Origin of the sequence: Actinoplanes rectilineatus (genome assembly GCF_000962825.1) — a bacterium.
In the GTDB taxonomy this organism is placed as follows: domain Bacteria; phylum Actinomycetota; class Actinomycetes; order Mycobacteriales; family Micromonosporaceae; genus Actinoplanes; species Actinoplanes rectilineatus.
The window spans coordinates 109,152-122,033 of record NZ_JZKF01000006.1; the positions used below are offsets into that span (position 1 = coordinate 109,152).

The 12,882-nt window shown below is 67.9% G+C and carries 36 protein-coding genes; 12 read left to right on the forward strand and 24 right to left on the reverse strand.

All coding sequences use genetic code 11. The features are described 5' to 3' along the window. Nucleotides 1-26: 26 nt before the first annotated feature. Genes WH85_RS06440 through WH85_RS06525 form a run of 20 tightly spaced genes read right to left on the reverse strand, consistent with a single transcriptional unit; the run spans nucleotide 27 to nucleotide 5,603 of the window. Entirely contained in the window at nucleotides 27-290 is a 264-nt protein-coding gene (locus WH85_RS06440; RefSeq protein WP_045740764.1) for a hypothetical protein, read from the reverse strand. Further along, entirely contained in the window at nucleotides 287-661 is a 375-nt protein-coding gene (locus WH85_RS06445) for a hypothetical protein (protein WP_157410813.1), read from the reverse strand. The genes WH85_RS06440 and WH85_RS06445 overlap by 4 nt, the downstream gene beginning before the upstream one ends. Then, complete coding sequence (locus WH85_RS06450; RefSeq protein WP_157410814.1) at nucleotides 658-1,086, reverse strand: hypothetical protein; 429 nt, start codon at nucleotides 1,084-1,086, stop codon at nucleotides 658-660. The genes WH85_RS06445 and WH85_RS06450 overlap by 4 nt, the downstream gene beginning before the upstream one ends. Beyond that, nucleotides 1,083-1,274 carry a hypothetical protein gene (locus WH85_RS06455; protein ID WP_045740767.1) on the reverse strand — a complete coding sequence of 64 codons (192 nt, stop codon included), beginning with the start codon at nucleotides 1,272-1,274 and terminating at the stop codon, nucleotides 1,083-1,085. The genes WH85_RS06450 and WH85_RS06455 overlap by 4 nt, the downstream gene beginning before the upstream one ends. Next, nucleotides 1,261-1,788, reverse strand: coding sequence for a DUF5662 family protein (locus WH85_RS06460; protein ID WP_211275297.1), 528 nt, complete (start codon nucleotides 1,786-1,788; stop codon nucleotides 1,261-1,263). The genes WH85_RS06455 and WH85_RS06460 overlap by 14 nt, the downstream gene beginning before the upstream one ends. Then, the gene (locus tag WH85_RS06465) at nucleotides 1,785-2,153 is read right to left on the reverse strand and encodes a hypothetical protein (RefSeq protein WP_045740768.1); all 369 of its coding nucleotides are present in this window, start codon (nucleotides 2,151-2,153) and stop codon (nucleotides 1,785-1,787) included. The genes WH85_RS06460 and WH85_RS06465 overlap by 4 nt, the downstream gene beginning before the upstream one ends. Next, nucleotides 2,150-2,356, reverse strand: coding sequence for a hypothetical protein (locus tag WH85_RS06470; RefSeq protein WP_045740769.1), 207 nt, complete (start codon nucleotides 2,354-2,356; stop codon nucleotides 2,150-2,152). The genes WH85_RS06465 and WH85_RS06470 overlap by 4 nt, the downstream gene beginning before the upstream one ends. Continuing rightward, nucleotides 2,353-2,547: a hypothetical protein gene (locus tag WH85_RS06475; RefSeq protein WP_045740770.1), complete on the reverse strand. Its 195-nt coding sequence runs from the start codon at nucleotides 2,545-2,547 to the stop codon at nucleotides 2,353-2,355. Before WH85_RS06475 ends, WH85_RS06470 begins: the two co-directional genes overlap by 4 nt. Next, nucleotides 2,544-2,864 (reverse strand): hypothetical protein, encoded by a 321-nt coding sequence (locus WH85_RS06480; RefSeq protein WP_045740771.1) that lies wholly within the window; start codon nucleotides 2,862-2,864, stop codon nucleotides 2,544-2,546. Before WH85_RS06480 ends, WH85_RS06475 begins: the two co-directional genes overlap by 4 nt. Further along, on the reverse strand, nucleotides 2,861-3,145 hold the full coding sequence (locus WH85_RS06485) for a hypothetical protein (RefSeq protein ID WP_045740772.1): 285 nt from the start codon (nucleotides 3,143-3,145) through the stop codon (nucleotides 2,861-2,863). The genes WH85_RS06480 and WH85_RS06485 overlap by 4 nt, the downstream gene beginning before the upstream one ends. Next, nucleotides 3,145-3,495 (reverse strand): hypothetical protein, encoded by a 351-nt coding sequence (locus WH85_RS06490; RefSeq protein ID WP_045740773.1) that lies wholly within the window; start codon nucleotides 3,493-3,495, stop codon nucleotides 3,145-3,147. Before WH85_RS06490 ends, WH85_RS06485 begins: the two co-directional genes overlap by 1 nt. Continuing rightward, complete coding sequence (locus WH85_RS06495; protein ID WP_045740774.1) at nucleotides 3,492-3,683, reverse strand: hypothetical protein; 192 nt, start codon at nucleotides 3,681-3,683, stop codon at nucleotides 3,492-3,494. The genes WH85_RS06490 and WH85_RS06495 overlap by 4 nt, the downstream gene beginning before the upstream one ends. Beyond that, nucleotides 3,680-3,841, reverse strand: a complete 162-nt coding sequence (locus tag WH85_RS50065; protein WP_157410815.1) for a hypothetical protein — start codon at nucleotides 3,839-3,841, stop codon at nucleotides 3,680-3,682. Before WH85_RS50065 ends, WH85_RS06495 begins: the two co-directional genes overlap by 4 nt. Further along, the gene (locus WH85_RS06500) at nucleotides 3,838-4,092 is read right to left on the reverse strand and encodes a hypothetical protein (protein WP_045740775.1); all 255 of its coding nucleotides are present in this window, start codon (nucleotides 4,090-4,092) and stop codon (nucleotides 3,838-3,840) included. The genes WH85_RS50065 and WH85_RS06500 overlap by 4 nt, the downstream gene beginning before the upstream one ends. Then, a complete protein-coding gene (locus WH85_RS06505; RefSeq protein WP_045740776.1) occupies nucleotides 4,089-4,406 on the reverse strand; it encodes a hypothetical protein in 318 nt (105 codons plus the stop codon). The genes WH85_RS06500 and WH85_RS06505 overlap by 4 nt, the downstream gene beginning before the upstream one ends. Further along, nucleotides 4,403-4,618 (reverse strand): hypothetical protein, encoded by a 216-nt coding sequence (locus WH85_RS06510; protein ID WP_045740777.1) that lies wholly within the window; start codon nucleotides 4,616-4,618, stop codon nucleotides 4,403-4,405. Before WH85_RS06510 ends, WH85_RS06505 begins: the two co-directional genes overlap by 4 nt. Next, entirely contained in the window at nucleotides 4,615-4,872 is a 258-nt protein-coding gene (locus WH85_RS06515) for a hypothetical protein (protein WP_045740778.1), read from the reverse strand. Before WH85_RS06515 ends, WH85_RS06510 begins: the two co-directional genes overlap by 4 nt. A 16-nt stretch (nucleotides 4,873-4,888) precedes the next feature. Next, nucleotides 4,889-5,161, reverse strand: coding sequence for a hypothetical protein (locus tag WH85_RS06520; RefSeq protein ID WP_045740779.1), 273 nt, complete (start codon nucleotides 5,159-5,161; stop codon nucleotides 4,889-4,891). Nucleotides 5,162-5,202: 41 nt separating this feature from the next. After that, nucleotides 5,203-5,379 (reverse strand): hypothetical protein, encoded by a 177-nt coding sequence (locus WH85_RS50070; protein WP_157410816.1) that lies wholly within the window; start codon nucleotides 5,377-5,379, stop codon nucleotides 5,203-5,205. Beyond that, a complete protein-coding gene (locus WH85_RS06525) occupies nucleotides 5,379-5,603 on the reverse strand; it encodes a hypothetical protein (RefSeq protein ID WP_045740780.1) in 225 nt (74 codons plus the stop codon). Before WH85_RS06525 ends, WH85_RS50070 begins: the two co-directional genes overlap by 1 nt. 151 nt (nucleotides 5,604-5,754) lie before the next feature. Between WH85_RS06525 and WH85_RS06530 the strand changes: the two genes are divergently transcribed. After that, nucleotides 5,755-5,985, forward strand: coding sequence for a hypothetical protein (locus WH85_RS06530; protein WP_045740781.1), 231 nt, complete (start codon nucleotides 5,755-5,757; stop codon nucleotides 5,983-5,985). On the opposite strand, the gene WH85_RS06535 is transcribed toward WH85_RS06530, so the two are convergent. The 4 genes from WH85_RS06535 to WH85_RS06550 all read right to left on the reverse strand — a co-directional run bounded on the left by WH85_RS06535 (nucleotide 5,979) and on the right by WH85_RS06550 (nucleotide 9,275). Continuing rightward, nucleotides 5,979-6,248 carry a hypothetical protein gene (locus tag WH85_RS06535; RefSeq protein ID WP_045740782.1) on the reverse strand — a complete coding sequence of 90 codons (270 nt, stop codon included), beginning with the start codon at nucleotides 6,246-6,248 and terminating at the stop codon, nucleotides 5,979-5,981. The genes WH85_RS06530 and WH85_RS06535 overlap by 7 nt on opposite strands. Before the next feature lie 72 nt (nucleotides 6,249-6,320). Further along, complete coding sequence (locus WH85_RS06540) at nucleotides 6,321-7,106, reverse strand: GIY-YIG nuclease family protein (RefSeq protein ID WP_157410817.1); 786 nt, start codon at nucleotides 7,104-7,106, stop codon at nucleotides 6,321-6,323. 276 nt (nucleotides 7,107-7,382) lie between these two features. After that, nucleotides 7,383-8,897, reverse strand: coding sequence for a DnaB-like helicase N-terminal domain-containing protein (locus tag WH85_RS06545; RefSeq protein WP_157410818.1), 1,515 nt, complete (start codon nucleotides 8,895-8,897; stop codon nucleotides 7,383-7,385). Between the two features lie 120 nt (nucleotides 8,898-9,017). After that, nucleotides 9,018-9,275 (reverse strand): hypothetical protein, encoded by a 258-nt coding sequence (locus WH85_RS06550; RefSeq protein ID WP_045740973.1) that lies wholly within the window; start codon nucleotides 9,273-9,275, stop codon nucleotides 9,018-9,020. A gap of 170 nt (nucleotides 9,276-9,445) precedes the next feature. On the opposite strand from WH85_RS06550, the gene WH85_RS06555 reads away from it, so the two are divergent. From WH85_RS06555 to WH85_RS06590, 11 genes are all read left to right on the forward strand, one after another. Continuing rightward, nucleotides 9,446-10,339 carry a hypothetical protein gene (locus WH85_RS06555; RefSeq protein WP_045740784.1) on the forward strand — a complete coding sequence of 298 codons (894 nt, stop codon included), beginning with the start codon at nucleotides 9,446-9,448 and terminating at the stop codon, nucleotides 10,337-10,339. After that, nucleotides 10,336-10,668, forward strand: a complete 333-nt coding sequence (locus WH85_RS06560) for a hypothetical protein (protein WP_045740785.1) — start codon at nucleotides 10,336-10,338, stop codon at nucleotides 10,666-10,668. The genes WH85_RS06555 and WH85_RS06560 overlap by 4 nt, the downstream gene beginning before the upstream one ends. Further along, the gene (locus WH85_RS06565) at nucleotides 10,665-10,901 is read left to right on the forward strand and encodes a hypothetical protein (RefSeq protein WP_045740786.1); all 237 of its coding nucleotides are present in this window, start codon (nucleotides 10,665-10,667) and stop codon (nucleotides 10,899-10,901) included. The genes WH85_RS06560 and WH85_RS06565 overlap by 4 nt, the downstream gene beginning before the upstream one ends. Then, nucleotides 10,898-11,338 carry a hypothetical protein gene (locus tag WH85_RS06570; RefSeq protein WP_045740787.1) on the forward strand — a complete coding sequence of 147 codons (441 nt, stop codon included), beginning with the start codon at nucleotides 10,898-10,900 and terminating at the stop codon, nucleotides 11,336-11,338. Before WH85_RS06565 ends, WH85_RS06570 begins: the two co-directional genes overlap by 4 nt. Nucleotides 11,339-11,409: 71 nt before the next feature. Then, nucleotides 11,410-11,649: a hypothetical protein gene (locus WH85_RS06575; RefSeq protein WP_045740788.1), complete on the forward strand. Its 240-nt coding sequence runs from the start codon at nucleotides 11,410-11,412 to the stop codon at nucleotides 11,647-11,649. Next, the gene (locus WH85_RS06580) at nucleotides 11,646-11,897 is read left to right on the forward strand and encodes a hypothetical protein (RefSeq protein WP_045740789.1); all 252 of its coding nucleotides are present in this window, start codon (nucleotides 11,646-11,648) and stop codon (nucleotides 11,895-11,897) included. Before WH85_RS06575 ends, WH85_RS06580 begins: the two co-directional genes overlap by 4 nt. Beyond that, nucleotides 11,897-12,052 (forward strand): hypothetical protein, encoded by a 156-nt coding sequence (locus tag WH85_RS50075; RefSeq protein ID WP_157410819.1) that lies wholly within the window; start codon nucleotides 11,897-11,899, stop codon nucleotides 12,050-12,052. Before WH85_RS06580 ends, WH85_RS50075 begins: the two co-directional genes overlap by 1 nt. Next, nucleotides 12,049-12,216 (forward strand): hypothetical protein, encoded by a 168-nt coding sequence (locus tag WH85_RS50080; protein WP_157410820.1) that lies wholly within the window; start codon nucleotides 12,049-12,051, stop codon nucleotides 12,214-12,216. Before WH85_RS50075 ends, WH85_RS50080 begins: the two co-directional genes overlap by 4 nt. Further along, nucleotides 12,213-12,419 carry a hypothetical protein gene (locus tag WH85_RS06585; protein WP_045740790.1) on the forward strand — a complete coding sequence of 69 codons (207 nt, stop codon included), beginning with the start codon at nucleotides 12,213-12,215 and terminating at the stop codon, nucleotides 12,417-12,419. The genes WH85_RS50080 and WH85_RS06585 overlap by 4 nt, the downstream gene beginning before the upstream one ends. Beyond that, nucleotides 12,416-12,598 carry a hypothetical protein gene (locus tag WH85_RS50085; protein ID WP_157410821.1) on the forward strand — a complete coding sequence of 61 codons (183 nt, stop codon included), beginning with the start codon at nucleotides 12,416-12,418 and terminating at the stop codon, nucleotides 12,596-12,598. Before WH85_RS06585 ends, WH85_RS50085 begins: the two co-directional genes overlap by 4 nt. 75 nt (nucleotides 12,599-12,673) lie before the next feature. Next, on the forward strand, nucleotides 12,674-12,877 hold the full coding sequence (locus WH85_RS06590; RefSeq protein ID WP_045740791.1) for a hypothetical protein: 204 nt from the start codon (nucleotides 12,674-12,676) through the stop codon (nucleotides 12,875-12,877). The last annotated feature ends 5 nt before the right edge of the window (nucleotides 12,878-12,882 follow it).

A 12,882-nucleotide genomic window follows, 5' to 3' on the forward strand; every position in this document is an offset into this window, starting at 1 on the left:
CGGGTTGCCACACCCCGGGAACGCGCTCAGCTTGCCCGGCCAGCGGTGTGGTCCGCCTGTTCGGCTGGGCACGCCTGCCGTCTCGCCCACCAGCCGGGCACGGTCAGGCGTGCGGGCGACCACCACTGGGTGCGGGCCAGGAAGTCGTAAGGCATGGTTTTGCGGCGTACTCGCAGCCGGACCATGCGCCGGCGCTCGTCCATTTCCACGATCTCGCCCTCGAAGAGGCACGGAAAGTCGTGGGCGAGGACCGGGCCGCCGATGTGCGCGATCGCCTCGTCGAGGGTCACGGGTAGCGGACCTTCCCGAACAGGCCGATCTGCACGATCGCAGCGGACAACCGCAGCTCGTAGTCGTTGACGTGCCCAGTGCGTAGCATCTCGTCGGCCAGGTCGATGAACGCGGCGTCGACGCCGAGGTCGTCCAGGGTCGCCGGGCCTTGGAGGTACCGGATCGCGCGGCTGACCGTGTCTCCGTTGACGGCTTCCGGGCTCTGGGTGGCTCCGTCGTAAGGGTTGGGGACGATCACCCATCCGGCCGGGTCGCCGGGGATCCTCCGGTCGACGCGCGCCCACTGGTCGATGCCGCCGGGGTCGAGGGCACGGCGGAGCAGGTTCTGCCGGACGATCCGCTGGATCACCTCTTCGGAGGACTCCCTCACGGCTTGACCAGCCACGACAGCCACACCGGGTGCGGGAAGGTGTCCAGGTCGACGACCGGCCATCCCACGAAGCGGCCTTCCGTCTCGACGTACGCCTCGGACAGCGTGGCGACAGGCGGCTCGGTGGCGCCCTCGACGAACGACACGACCGTGCCGGTCGGCACCGCCGCGTTCCACTCGGCGACCAGGCGTTCGGCGTCCCGGCGCTCGACGTGGCACGGGCACCCGCACTGACCCTCATGTCCTCGGTCGGAGCATTCCTCGTGCCAGTTGATCGAACACTGCCGGTTCCGGCCGTGGTCGTAGGGTCGGCGGCTGGTCTGGTCGGCGCCGGTGAGCCGGTTCGTGTAGGCGTCGTCGTCCTCGCCGTCAAGGGCAGGCGCCGTGATCGGATACCAGCGGCCCTTCACAATTTCAGTGGTCACGGCTGGCCTCCGTCTCCGACCCGGAGCACCTGGGCACCCTTGTCGAGGTACTCCTGAACCCAGTCGTCGTACTCGAACTCGTTGCTGCCGGACCCGTGCCAGGTGCCGGACGGCTCGACGTCGACCTTGACCCAGGCCCGTCGTTTGCCTGCTACGACGCTGCCGACCGGCAGATCAGCGGCTCTCATCGTTGGTCTCCTTGGTGTCGGTCCAGCCGAAGTGCCGGCCGGTGTTGATGAGGATTTGGGCGAGCTGGTCGGTGATGTCGAACCGCTGCTGGTTGAGGCGGACGCTGCGTTCGAGGCTGCCGGTGCCGCCGGGCCGTTCGCCGGACGCTTTCCAGTCGGCGACGAGTTCGAGAAGGTCGACGAGGGTCATGCCGTTGACGCCGTCGGGGAAGTGCTGGGGGTGGTGGCGGGAGACGGCGTAGTGGTGGTCGAGGGCGGGTTTCAGGTCGGTGAGGGCTTCGGTGTAGGCGGGGCTGCCGTACGGGGCTTCTTTCAGCCGCGGGGTCATCCGGTCGAACAGGTCGACTTCGGGCGGGGCCGTCTTGGACAGGTCGTGTTCGACGGCGCGGCGCATCCCTTCCTGGAGCATGTCGACCATCAGGGCACCGACGCGCCGGGAGTGGAGCAGGGTGTCGGGGCGGGAGTCGTACGGCGCTTTCGCGTCGTGCCCGGTGTGCTCGTTGTTGCCGGTCATGATTCGTCTCCCAGGATTGCGCGGGCCACGTCGACCAGATCGGCAGGCGGGTTGTCGGTGTGCGCCCGGAACGCGGTCGCGAGTGCCCGGCCGACGAGCGGGTTCGCCATGGCGGTGATGAGCTGCCCGTCCGCGTGGCCCGGCCAGTACGGCTCGAACCGGTCACCGGTCTTCGGGGCTTTGAGGATCTGCGTGTTGACGATCTGGTCGGGCATGCCCGGTAGCGGGCCGGGGAGGTAGCCGTGGACGCCATGGAGTTGCCAGTACTGGTCGGATTCGTCGGACCACCACGGGCCGTCGGTCGCGTCGGCAAGGAGGGCGTCGAGTTTGTCGGCGGCCCGGGCGAGCAACTGGGCGCCGGTCACGACCGGCCCGGCCTCTCAACGGCGGCCAGCGTGTACACGCCGTAGACCACGGCGTCGTCGCTGTCGTCCGCAGCTTCCTGCAACTCGCCGGCCATCTTCCACGCGAACGCCGGGTCGCTGTACGCCTCGTCGTGATCACCGCCGGGGCCGTGGCCGTAGTCGGCGAGGACCAGGTAGAGGCCGGGAATCGGGGTGTTGGTCACGGCTGCCGTCCTGCGGTGGCGACGTCCTGCTTGTGCTGGCGGTGCGCGTCCCGTCGGGACGTGTCGGAGAACAGGTCGGCGGACGTCCAGCCGCACGAGCAGACGGCGGGCCCTTGGTTGGTGCGGTAGCCGTTGACGGTGATCCGGCCCTCGTTCGGGAGGGTGTGGCCGGCGAGGCGGGTGACGTTCATCGGACGGATTCGAATTCGTCGACCAGGCCCCGGTGGACGCCCTCCACCGCTGCCGCGACCAGAAGAGCGCTGCCCGGGTCGGCGACGGGCAGCTTCACCGTGGAGGTCGGCCCGAGGATGTTCTCGCTCAGTTCGAGTGCGGAGTTCAGCACCCAGCACCGGTCGCGTTCGGACCAGACGAGGGTGTAGCTGGCGTCGCTGTCCTCGACCCGAAAGGTGATCGCTTCGTCGCTTTCGTTGCTGCCGCTGTAGCGGTCGTAGGGGATGCGGGCCAGGCCAAGGTGCCGGCTGATCTCGCGGATGCTGGCGTGGGTCATGCCGTGTCCTTTTGGGGCAGGAAGTAGTGGTCGGCGCGGTCGGCCCGGAGCGAGGCTCCGAACACGTCGGCCCAGCGCAGTAGCTCGCCCGTGTCGGCCCGCCGCTCCAACTCGACCTTCACGTGTCGGCGCACCCGGTCCGGGTCCTGCCGGGTTTGTGCGGCGATCAGGTCGGTGAGGTGGTCGACGGTGACGGCTAGGTCTTGCGGATCACCGGAGGTGGCATGGATGGTGCGCTGGTAGACGAACTGCTTGTCCAGCCTGTAGGCCAGGGAGGACATCAGTCGATGTTCCGGATCTCGATAAGCGCGCTCCGCTTGTCCGGGTAGAGCTTGTTTGCGTGCGACTCTGACTGGATCTGAAAGTCGATGGGCAGGCCGGTCATCTGCTTGCCGAGGGCAGCGAACGCAAGGGTGATGGCGGCGAGTTTTGGGTCGGTTTCGCTGCTGCGGTGGATGTCACCGAACTGGACCGCGTACTCGTTGTCGGGCAGGATCAGCCGGACGTCGACGTCGCGCCAATCCTTGCGGTCGAGGGACGAGCCGACCTGGTAGGGGATGTGGCCGAAGTAGTCGGTGATGATGGTGCCGAACTTGGTCAGCCAGATCCCGGCGGGCATTCCGGTGCTCACGGGGCCTCCTCGGCGTCCAGCCCGGCGAGGGCTTCGTTCAGGTAGCGGTCGACGGCCCGTTCCCACAGCTGCTTCTCCAGATGCGGCGGGAGGAGAGCTGCGGCTTCCTGGTTGCTGATGCCCGGCTGGGCGGCCCGCAGCGGGGCGAGGGCGGCTTCGAGTTCGGCGTACTGGTCGGTGTCGGTCATCGTGCCGCCTTTGCGGACCGCGCAGCGGACAGGGCCTCCCAGGCTCGCTGGTGGCCTGGCTGTGAGCGGATGGTCATGTCGGCGAAGACGGTGCGGTAGCGGCGCAGGTAGCGTTCCCAGCGGCGCAGCTTGCGATCGGCACGGCGGATGCTGGTCATCGGGTTCCTCCGGTCAGGGCGAGCATGTTCCGGTAGTGGTCTTCGAGCCACGTCCACAGCCGGTCCGGGCTGATGTTGTGCGCGGCGTGGGCCTCGTCGGCGTACCCGGATGCGACCGCCCCGGGCGGCAGGTCACCGTCGGCGGACAGGTGCCACGTGTCGGGGTCGCAGTGGAGGGTTCCGGCCGGGCCGACGATGCTGAAGCCGGGCTCGTGGTCGTCGCAGCCGGTACAGCGGGTCAGGGCGCTCACGCCGCCGTCTCCTGCCGTGCAAGGAGCCCGGCGAGTGCCCGGTTCGTCGCCTCCACCGCCACGTCCCGGTCCGGTGTCCGGTCCTCCTCGTAGCAGGTCACCCGCCAGCTCAGGTTACGGTCGGTACGGCGCATGCCGGTGGTGCGCCAGAACTTGCCGCCGAACCCGAGCGAACCCTGGAAGCGGTACTCGGCCGGGCCGTTGCCGGTCTGGGCGGTGACGAAGTTGCTGCGGCCGTCTTCGTGGGCGCCGGCATGCTGGGTGAGGATGTCGTAAATGGCGTTGGCCTGGTCGGCGGTGAGGGTGTTGGTCACCGGAATTCGACCTCTCCATCGTCGCCCCAGAACGCGCCCGTCCCGTCGGTGTGCTGCTCTTGGTGCGGGTCGTGTTCGTGGTGCAGGGCGCATTGGGTCTCGTAGAAGTCGGTGCCGTGCGGCATTTCGATGATCGCGGTGGATTCGCAGCGCTCGTCCGGGTAGACACCCAGGTCGGTTTGCAGGTGGCCGCTGATCGGCTGGTCGTTCATCGGATCTCACTTTCGATGGTCTGCGGCGGTGTCGCCCCGCCCCACTGGTCCAGCCGGTAGCCGGCGTCGTCATGCCGCGGACCGCCGGACGTGTCGTAGTCGGGATTCTCGGACCAGCCGCACGGGCAGCCGTACGGGCCGACCAGGATGCCGACACCGTTGTCCACCTCGTCCCTGCCAGCAGGACGGTCGCAGCGGGGGCAGTTCATGGTGCGCGCCAGCTCGGCGTAGTAGGCGGCGGAGAACAGGGTCACGGCGGGTCCTTTCAGGTCAGTGAACGAAGATGGTCCAGTACCAGCCGGTCACCCGGTCGCCGTTGTCGTCGCGTTCCGGCTGCTCCAGACGTCGCGACTCGACGGTTCGGACACCCATTCGCAGGTTCAGGCGGTCGCCCACCTCCGGTACCGGAATGCCCTGTTTGGCGAGGTGGTCATCCAGGGATTCGCCCCAGGCGGGTGCGTCGCCGTTGAACTGCTCCCGGTTCTTCTGGTTGTCGGAGATGGTCAGGTCGTAGGCGATCCACATCAGCGGCTTGTCGGTCATGGCGGTTCCTTTCGCGGTCGGGCGGGTCAGCTTGCGGTGGGTCAGTCGCCGAACAGGACGGGCCCGTGTTCGGAGTGGACGGCCAGGATGAGGACGGCGATGTCGGCGAGGTTCCCGGCGACGTGGTCGGTTTGGGCGTCCAGCTCGATGCCGGGCGTGCCGTGGAGCCGTTCGACGAGCAGGTTGAGGAACTGGTCCTCGGTGATGTACTCACCCATCAGCTGTGTCCGGCCATGACGGTGCGGACCTCGTCGGTCGTCAGGCCCGGGAAGTCGCGGCGCAGTTCGGCCAGGGTGGCGACCCAGTCGAGGTTCGGGTAGGAGGTGTTGAAGGCGCGGATGGCGGTGGCCTTGTCGGCGCCGACGGGTACGACGGTGAGGGGCGGATCGTCGACCCTCACCAGTCGTAGAGGGCTGTGGCGTTCGTCGTCGTCGTGAACCATGGCGGTTCTCCTTCGGATGGCTGGTCAGTCACTGAGCCCCGCAGGCGGGCTGCTCGGCCAAAAAGTGGAGTCCACTTATTCTATCGGTTGAGGCCAAGGTCATGCCTGCTCACAAGGGGGATAAATGGAGTCCACATGCCATGCTGGCCAGGTGCCAGACCGCCACCGCGACCCCACCGTCAGCGTCCGGCCCACCGCCGACGACAAACAGGCCGCCGCGGAGGCGCTAGGGGAGTGGGGCTGGACGATCGGCGACGCCCTGCACGCCGCCCTGCTGTGGCTCCTCGACGACCCGCGCAGGCTGGCCGAACTCGAACGGTTCCGGCCCCCCGCCAAGACGAAGGGCCGACCACCTAACAACGCCAGACCTCGGGGTCAGTGACCAGCTGCGTGAGGCGGCGTGGCCTGCTCCTGGGCGATGTACGCGGCAGCAGCCTCGTGCGAGTGGAAGAACCGGCGCGTGAACGCTGCCTCCCCCGGGTTCTCAGCTCCGGCAAGACCAATGGTGACCGGCTCCCCGACGCCGCCCTCGTGGTAGTGGTGCCAAGCAACGACGGCGAAGACGCTGGGAAACACGCGGCAGTCGTTCCCGTTCGCGCCCAGATAGACGACGAACAGCGGGTAGGTCTGCGGGATGACCGTCATGGTGCTCCTTTGGTGTGAGGTTCCCGTGCGCCGTGATCATGAGACTGGCTTAACATCCGTGGGCGGCGTTGGTCACCCACGGCTGATTGCTGGAGCCAAGAGATCCAGACGTTCCTTTGCGACCAAGTAGGCAACGAGGCGTTCGCGGGCTTCGGGAGTGTCGTTGTGCCGGTGATTGAACAAAGGCCTCTCCTGCAGGATGAAGTTACGTTCCATGGTCTCGACACTCTGTCGATCAGGGAACCTCTCAACGGAACAACGTGCAGCGAACGCCGACCACGAGGACTTTTTGGCGTGGGAGTACTGCCTGGATGCAACGTCATTGGTGATACCGATGTAGAGCAGGCGGTTATCAAGGTCGTACCAGCGGTAAAGCGCTTCCGGCCAAACCTCCTGACCCAGCCGGCGGCGAGACTTCGCAAAGTCATTGGCCAGGGCGGCCCACTGGGTGGAGCCGTAGGGGGCGGGGTCAATCTTCCAGAGCTTCTCGGCGAGACCAGAGCTGGCTAGCTCGCGTTCGCCGTAGACTTCGAAGGCGTTGATAATGGCATTCGGAGTCAACGCGGTGATCCTCTGCATATCGATGCATTCGGCAACGGCGTTGAACAGGTGACGTGTGGGCCCGGACATGTGGACCGGGATAGTCATATCGGGCATCTCGGCGAAGACGGCCTTAAATTCGGAGACGTCCCAGGCGAAGGTGGCCAGCATTCGCCACTCGGCGTGGATCTGCGCCTCCTTAAGGCGCTCCAGGGTTCGACCCTTGCCCTCCCTGGAAGTAGGAGTGATGGAAGGGTCCGGCTCGCGAAAGGGCGCCAGGCGCAGTCGTGCAGCGTTGAGATCGTCAGGAAGTGGCATGACTGCTCCAAGGGGGTCCAAATATTGAAGTTCATAACGGCGGGCGTGGCGAATCAAGGCATACGCCCCCTCCTCTAAAGAGGAGGAGGGGAGCGTGATTGCCTACCGCGTGATTGCCGTGATTGCTGCCGTGATTGCCTGACCTGCACAAACACCTGTCAGCGTGATTGCCGTGAGTGGTCCGTGATTGCTCGCCCGTGTAAACCAGGCCGTGATTGCCTGACCTGCGGAAACGCAAGATCGCGTGATTGGTGCGTGATTGCTCCCCACGCCCAATCACGCAGCCCCGGAGATCGACCGACGTACCACGAAGTACAGCTTCTGCGGGCGCCCACCGTTGACGTTCGGCTCCCCGTCGACGCTCACCAGCTCGCCGGTCCGGACATGGTTCTCCAGCTTCCGGCGCGCCCGTTCGATGTCGTTGCGTTCGGTCCGGCCGTACAGCTGCTTCGCGGCCTGATGCGGGCTCAGGCCGTTCGGGCAACGCGACGCCATGAGGACCACGTCGGTGGACGCGTCACCCCGGTCGACTTCCGATCGTCCGGCCAGGTGGTCGTGGATGATGGCGAGCGGACCGACATCGTTACGGGCCTGCTTGACGTGGAGGAGGTCCACGACCGGGTCACCGGCCTCGCCCCACAGAACGATGACCGATCCGGCGCCGGACGGAATCCAGGTGGAGCCGTACACGTCTGACAGGGAATTCGGTTTCTTGCCCTGCTCGCCGCCGGACTTGCGCTGGTGATGCAGTTCCAGCACCTGCACACCGGAGCGGATCGCAAGCTGTCGTGCCCGGTTGTAGCCCGCGCCGACCTCGTCCTTGGAGAGACCAACAGCGGCATCCTTAATTGAGTCGACCATGATGGTGTCCGCCCCGGCAGCCCGGCACATCTCCACCATCAGCGACGGGTTCGCGGCGAAGTCGGCCGGCGGCGGACCCTGCCAGACGATGAGGCGCTCTTCGAGTACCTGCCGCCACTCCGGCCGGACGATCCGGGCCAGCGACCGGGCGGCCTGCTGTGGCCGGTCCATCGCCAGGTACAGCACCCGGCCCTCGCCGGGGGTGACCGGCCAGCCCAGCACTTCGGGGATGAGACCGAGCCGGGCCATCACGAGCTGCCCACCGATGGTCGTTTTGCCGACGCCCTGCGGCCCGCAGATCATGAGGGCTTCGCCGGACACCCACAGCACGTCGTCGCCGGAGCCCCAGATCACCGGGACCTTGTCGGGCATGTCGAAGATGAACGACGCGCCGTTGCTGAGCTGGGATTTCCAGCCTGCGCCGCCTTCGTCGGGGCTCGCGGCGAGTTGCTGTTGCATCTGGTCGTAGGCGCGGGCGATCACGGCCCGGTCTCCGGTGCGGGCGGCTTCGGCGACCAGGGCGGCGCTCTGTTCGGTGCGGCGGGCGAACGCGCGTTCCTTGACCTGCCGGGCGTACCACGTTGCGCTGGCTACGGTCGGTACCGCCGCTTGGCAGGTGTGGAGGTAGGGCACGCCGCCGACGCGCTGCAAGTCGCCGATCTTGTCGAGGGTGATGGCGACGGCGAGGGGATCGGTGGGTTCGTTGATCGCGGCGTTCGCGGCGATCGTGGAGTAGATGACCCCGTGTGCGACCTTGTAGAAGTCGGATGCCTGGAGGATCGGCAGTACTTCGGCCACGGCGTCCGGGCTGACCATGAGCGCGCCGATGACGACCTGCTCGATCCGTTCGGTGCTGACCTTCGAGTCCCCAGCGGGCACCAGTTCCAGGGTCATGGGCAGCCGCCAGAAGTGATCTTTCCGGCTGCGCACCTGATTGAGGACAGCACTGCATTACCGTGTTGCACGGGCGGAGGTACCTCTCCGTCAAGGGCCCGGGGCACAGGAACGCCAATTCCTGCCGGGCCCGCTCTATGTGGCTGGCCGGTCGGCTCAGCCTGCGGACTTTCGTTTCGCGCGTCGGCGCTCTGCCTGGGCGGCCTTGAATGCCGCTAGCTCCTCGTCGGTCATCGCGTCCTGTCGGATGGATTCGCGGGTGCGGGAGAGTGCGTCGGCGATGGCGGTCTGGGCGACGCCGTCGGACAGTGCGGCCCGGACGGTTTCGCGGTAGCGCTCTTTGGCTTCGTTGAACGCCTGTTCGGCGGCGGTGCGGGCGGTCCAGGCGTCGATCACGTCATGCAAGTTGGTCACCTCCACATCATCGGCTAGTGGTCTTGGCCCATGCTATTGGGCTGATGCCAAGAATGCTAGGCCAATGACGCTTGACAGGCAAGTCAAGTGGGCCTAATGTCATTGGCATAGCAAGCCGGTCCGAACGGTGTTGGCGCACCGCACGGACCCCGATCGGGAGGTACCCCGACTTGAACAGCACCACGAGCACGCCCACCCCCGCCCAGCACCGCGCACTCACCGCCGCCGCGGACCTGGTCGCCACGTTCGGACGGAACGGCGGAACCGTCACCGCCCGCGCCGACGTGCTCCGCCGCATGACCGTCGCGGGCTGGGTGTCTGACCTGGGCGTCATCACCGACCACGGGCTGACCGCCGTCGGCCGCGCCAACCTCATCGCCCCGCCCGCTCCGGCCGCCGTGCCCGTGCAGCCCGAATACCGGGACGTGCACGCCCCCGACGGACGCCGGGTCCTGCACCTGCGCATCGACACCCACCACGACGGCATCACCGTCCTGGCCGTCGTCCCGTGGGACACCACCCTGGACCGGGACTTCCCCACCCGCGCCGAGGCCGACGCCTACCTCGCGTTCCTCACCGAGCAGGTCGAGGGTGGGGCACGGTTGTGGCTGATCGAGCAGCGGGCTGGCGCGTTCACCTCCGCAGCCGCGATCGTCGACCAGGCGGAGAAGCAGTTGGCCGCCGACATCAACGCCACCATGGACACGATCCCCGCCGAGTGGGCCGCGCAGACCGCCGCCGAGCAGGCCGCGATTGCCGCCGACCGGCCCACCGAGACGTGGAACTCGTACCGGCAATCGTTGCGACCGGCCCGGCCCACCCGCACCAACGTGCACCGCAAGCCGCCCACTCCGGCGATGCTCGACCGGATGCGCCAGCACCGCGGCGGGGTCGTCACCTGCGGCGACGGCCAGTCGTGGCTGCTCCTCGACGGGATCGTGCAGCGCGGCTGCGCCGACCGCAACTCCATCGTCTACCGGCCCGGCACCCGCATCATCGCCTCCGTCCAGCTCAACGGGCGCGGCTGGAACGCGATCGGCCACAGTACGGCGGTGGCGGCATGACCACCCGCAAGACCACTGCCGACCAGGTCCGCACCGGCGACACCATCACCGTCCCCTGGGGCACCAAGCTCACCCTCACCGTCGACTACCCGAGCTGGGGAACCTTCACCTCATCGCAGGGCTGGACCGCACCCGTCATCCGGTTCACCGGCGTCGACAGCCTCGGCCGGCACGTCACCGAGGGCTGGGCGCAGAAACCCCACGGGCCCGTCTACGTGGTCCAGGAGGCCCCGCTCAAGCAGGACGTTCCCGGGTCGCAGGTTTTCGGGGCGCTCGCCGCCGACGACCTGGACGACGTGGCGTGGCTTGACGGAGGGGACCTGCTGTGACCGTCCTCGACCGGCTCGTGGTCGGCGCCGAATTGCACATCACCGAGCCCGCCTCGTTCGCCGACCGCGACCTCACCGACTGGCGAACACTCGCCTGGCTGCCCGCCCGGCCCCTGTGGCCCGCGATGACTGCCGAGCGCGGCGGCATCTGCATCGGCCTGGCCGGCGGCGGCCACGCCTGGCTCGACCTGACCGCACCCCACGACCGCATCCACATCCGGGAGCCCCGATGACCAACACCCTGACCGTCACCACCCCCCACTACCGCATCACCATCCACCCCTCCCGCGGAGCAATGCCCGGCCCGGCGCCGCGCGTCTTCGTCGACCAGGACGTCGCCGAGGGCCGCGACCCCGAACTCGCCGACCTCGGCGCCCGCGAACGGGCACTCGGCAACAACCGGAACTTGCGACGCGGCCTCCTGCCCGCCATCGACGACCTGTACGACCAGTACAACGCGGCAATCGGACGCGTGAAGACCGCCATCGCGCAGGAGACCCTCGTGTTCCTCGCCTCGGACGTCACCGGGGACGTGGATGCCGCCGTTGAGGGCGCCGTGTTCGACCGGAACGCCGGATGCCAGGCCTGCCCGTGCACCCCCGGTGTGACCGCCGGTGCCCGCCTGTCGTGGCGGGGCGAGCCGTTCTACGTGGACGTCACCAGCCACTGACTTTCCTCCGGGCGGGCCGGCGCATCCCCCCGACGCGCGGCCCGCCCACCCCAACACCCGATCGGAGCACCATGAAACAGCCCATCACCAGCCTGCCGAAGGACGCCCGGTTCCTCGGTTTCGACAGCACCACCCGGTACCGGGTCACCACACCCGCCGCCGAGCACCCGCTCGGCTGGGTGTACGTGTGGAACGAGTCCATGACCGACACCGAAGTAGCCGACGCCACACGCCGCAGTCACCGCGCCCACGGCCACGACCCGCGTGGAGGGGTCTTCGTCCGCCCGGTGCTGGTGGAGGTTCTGCCGTGACCTCCACCAGCATCCTCGGCACCCACCAGGTAGGCGGCGCCACCGTCGTCGTCGACCGGATCCGCACCTCCGGCGAATACCGGGTCACCGTTGACGGCGAACGGTACGACGTGTTCCGCGGCAACCCGACCGACCCCGGCACCGACCCGGCAAAGTGGTACACCGAGATCGGCAAGAAGGTTGAGGGCCCGTTCGACACCGCCGAGGCCCTGATCACCGTCGTGTTCCTCTGCGAGGACGGCTACTGATGGCCGCCTACCTCCTCGGCATCCTCGCCTGCGCGTTCGGCCTGGGCGTCATCTTCGGCTCCGAACTGACCGCGGTCGCCTGCGCCATCTCCGGAACCCTCACCGTCGCCGCCGCGATCGTCGCCTGCGGCAGCCGGCCGGAGGATGCGCCGTGACCGCCCCGGCCGTACGTCTCGAAGGGCGCTGCGCACGCTGCCCCGGACGGATCGAATACCTCGGCGGTGTGTCCTGGCGGCACATCGGCCGACCCGGCGGAACCCCGCACGCAGCCGACCCGAACCAGGCCACCCGTGACAAGCTGAAGGAGGTGGCGGCGTGACCGGGAAGATCCAGCTCGACGCCGGCGGACAGTGGAAGGTCTACGACCGGAACCGCCTGGCCACCGCCATGCTGGTCCACCTCGATACGGGCAGCCGGGTCGCCACCGCGCACATCCTGCGCACCGTGCACGGATTCGACACCGACGCCGTTACCTACGCGGTGGCGGCGGCCCGGGCGATCGAGATCGGGATCGAGCCGTGAACCGGTACAAGTATCCGGTGGTGCGTGTCGGCCCAGCCGACATGGACGTGGTCGCCGAGCACCTCACCTATGCCGAAGCCGTTGCGGATGCGGCCCTGCGTGATGCGCAGGGTGAGCCGGGGGTGTGGCATCGGGCGGATGAGCCGGGCTGCACACCTGACTATGCGCGGACACGCTGACTTGGTGTTGTGCACCATGGAGTGAAAGTTGTGTAGCGCGCTAGACGTGGCGTGTAGCGCGCTACACACTTAGCCATGACGAACGACGAGATCCGCGCCGCCATCAAAGCCGCCGAACTCGAAGCCAACCACCACGCCGACCTCCACGACCAAGCCGTCGCCCGCCGCGACCAGCTCATCCGTGAAGCACTCAGCCAAAACGTGGCCGCCGAAGACATCGCCCAAGACATCGGCCGCAACCGGTCACGCATCTACCAAATCCGCGACAACCGCCGCTAGGAGAC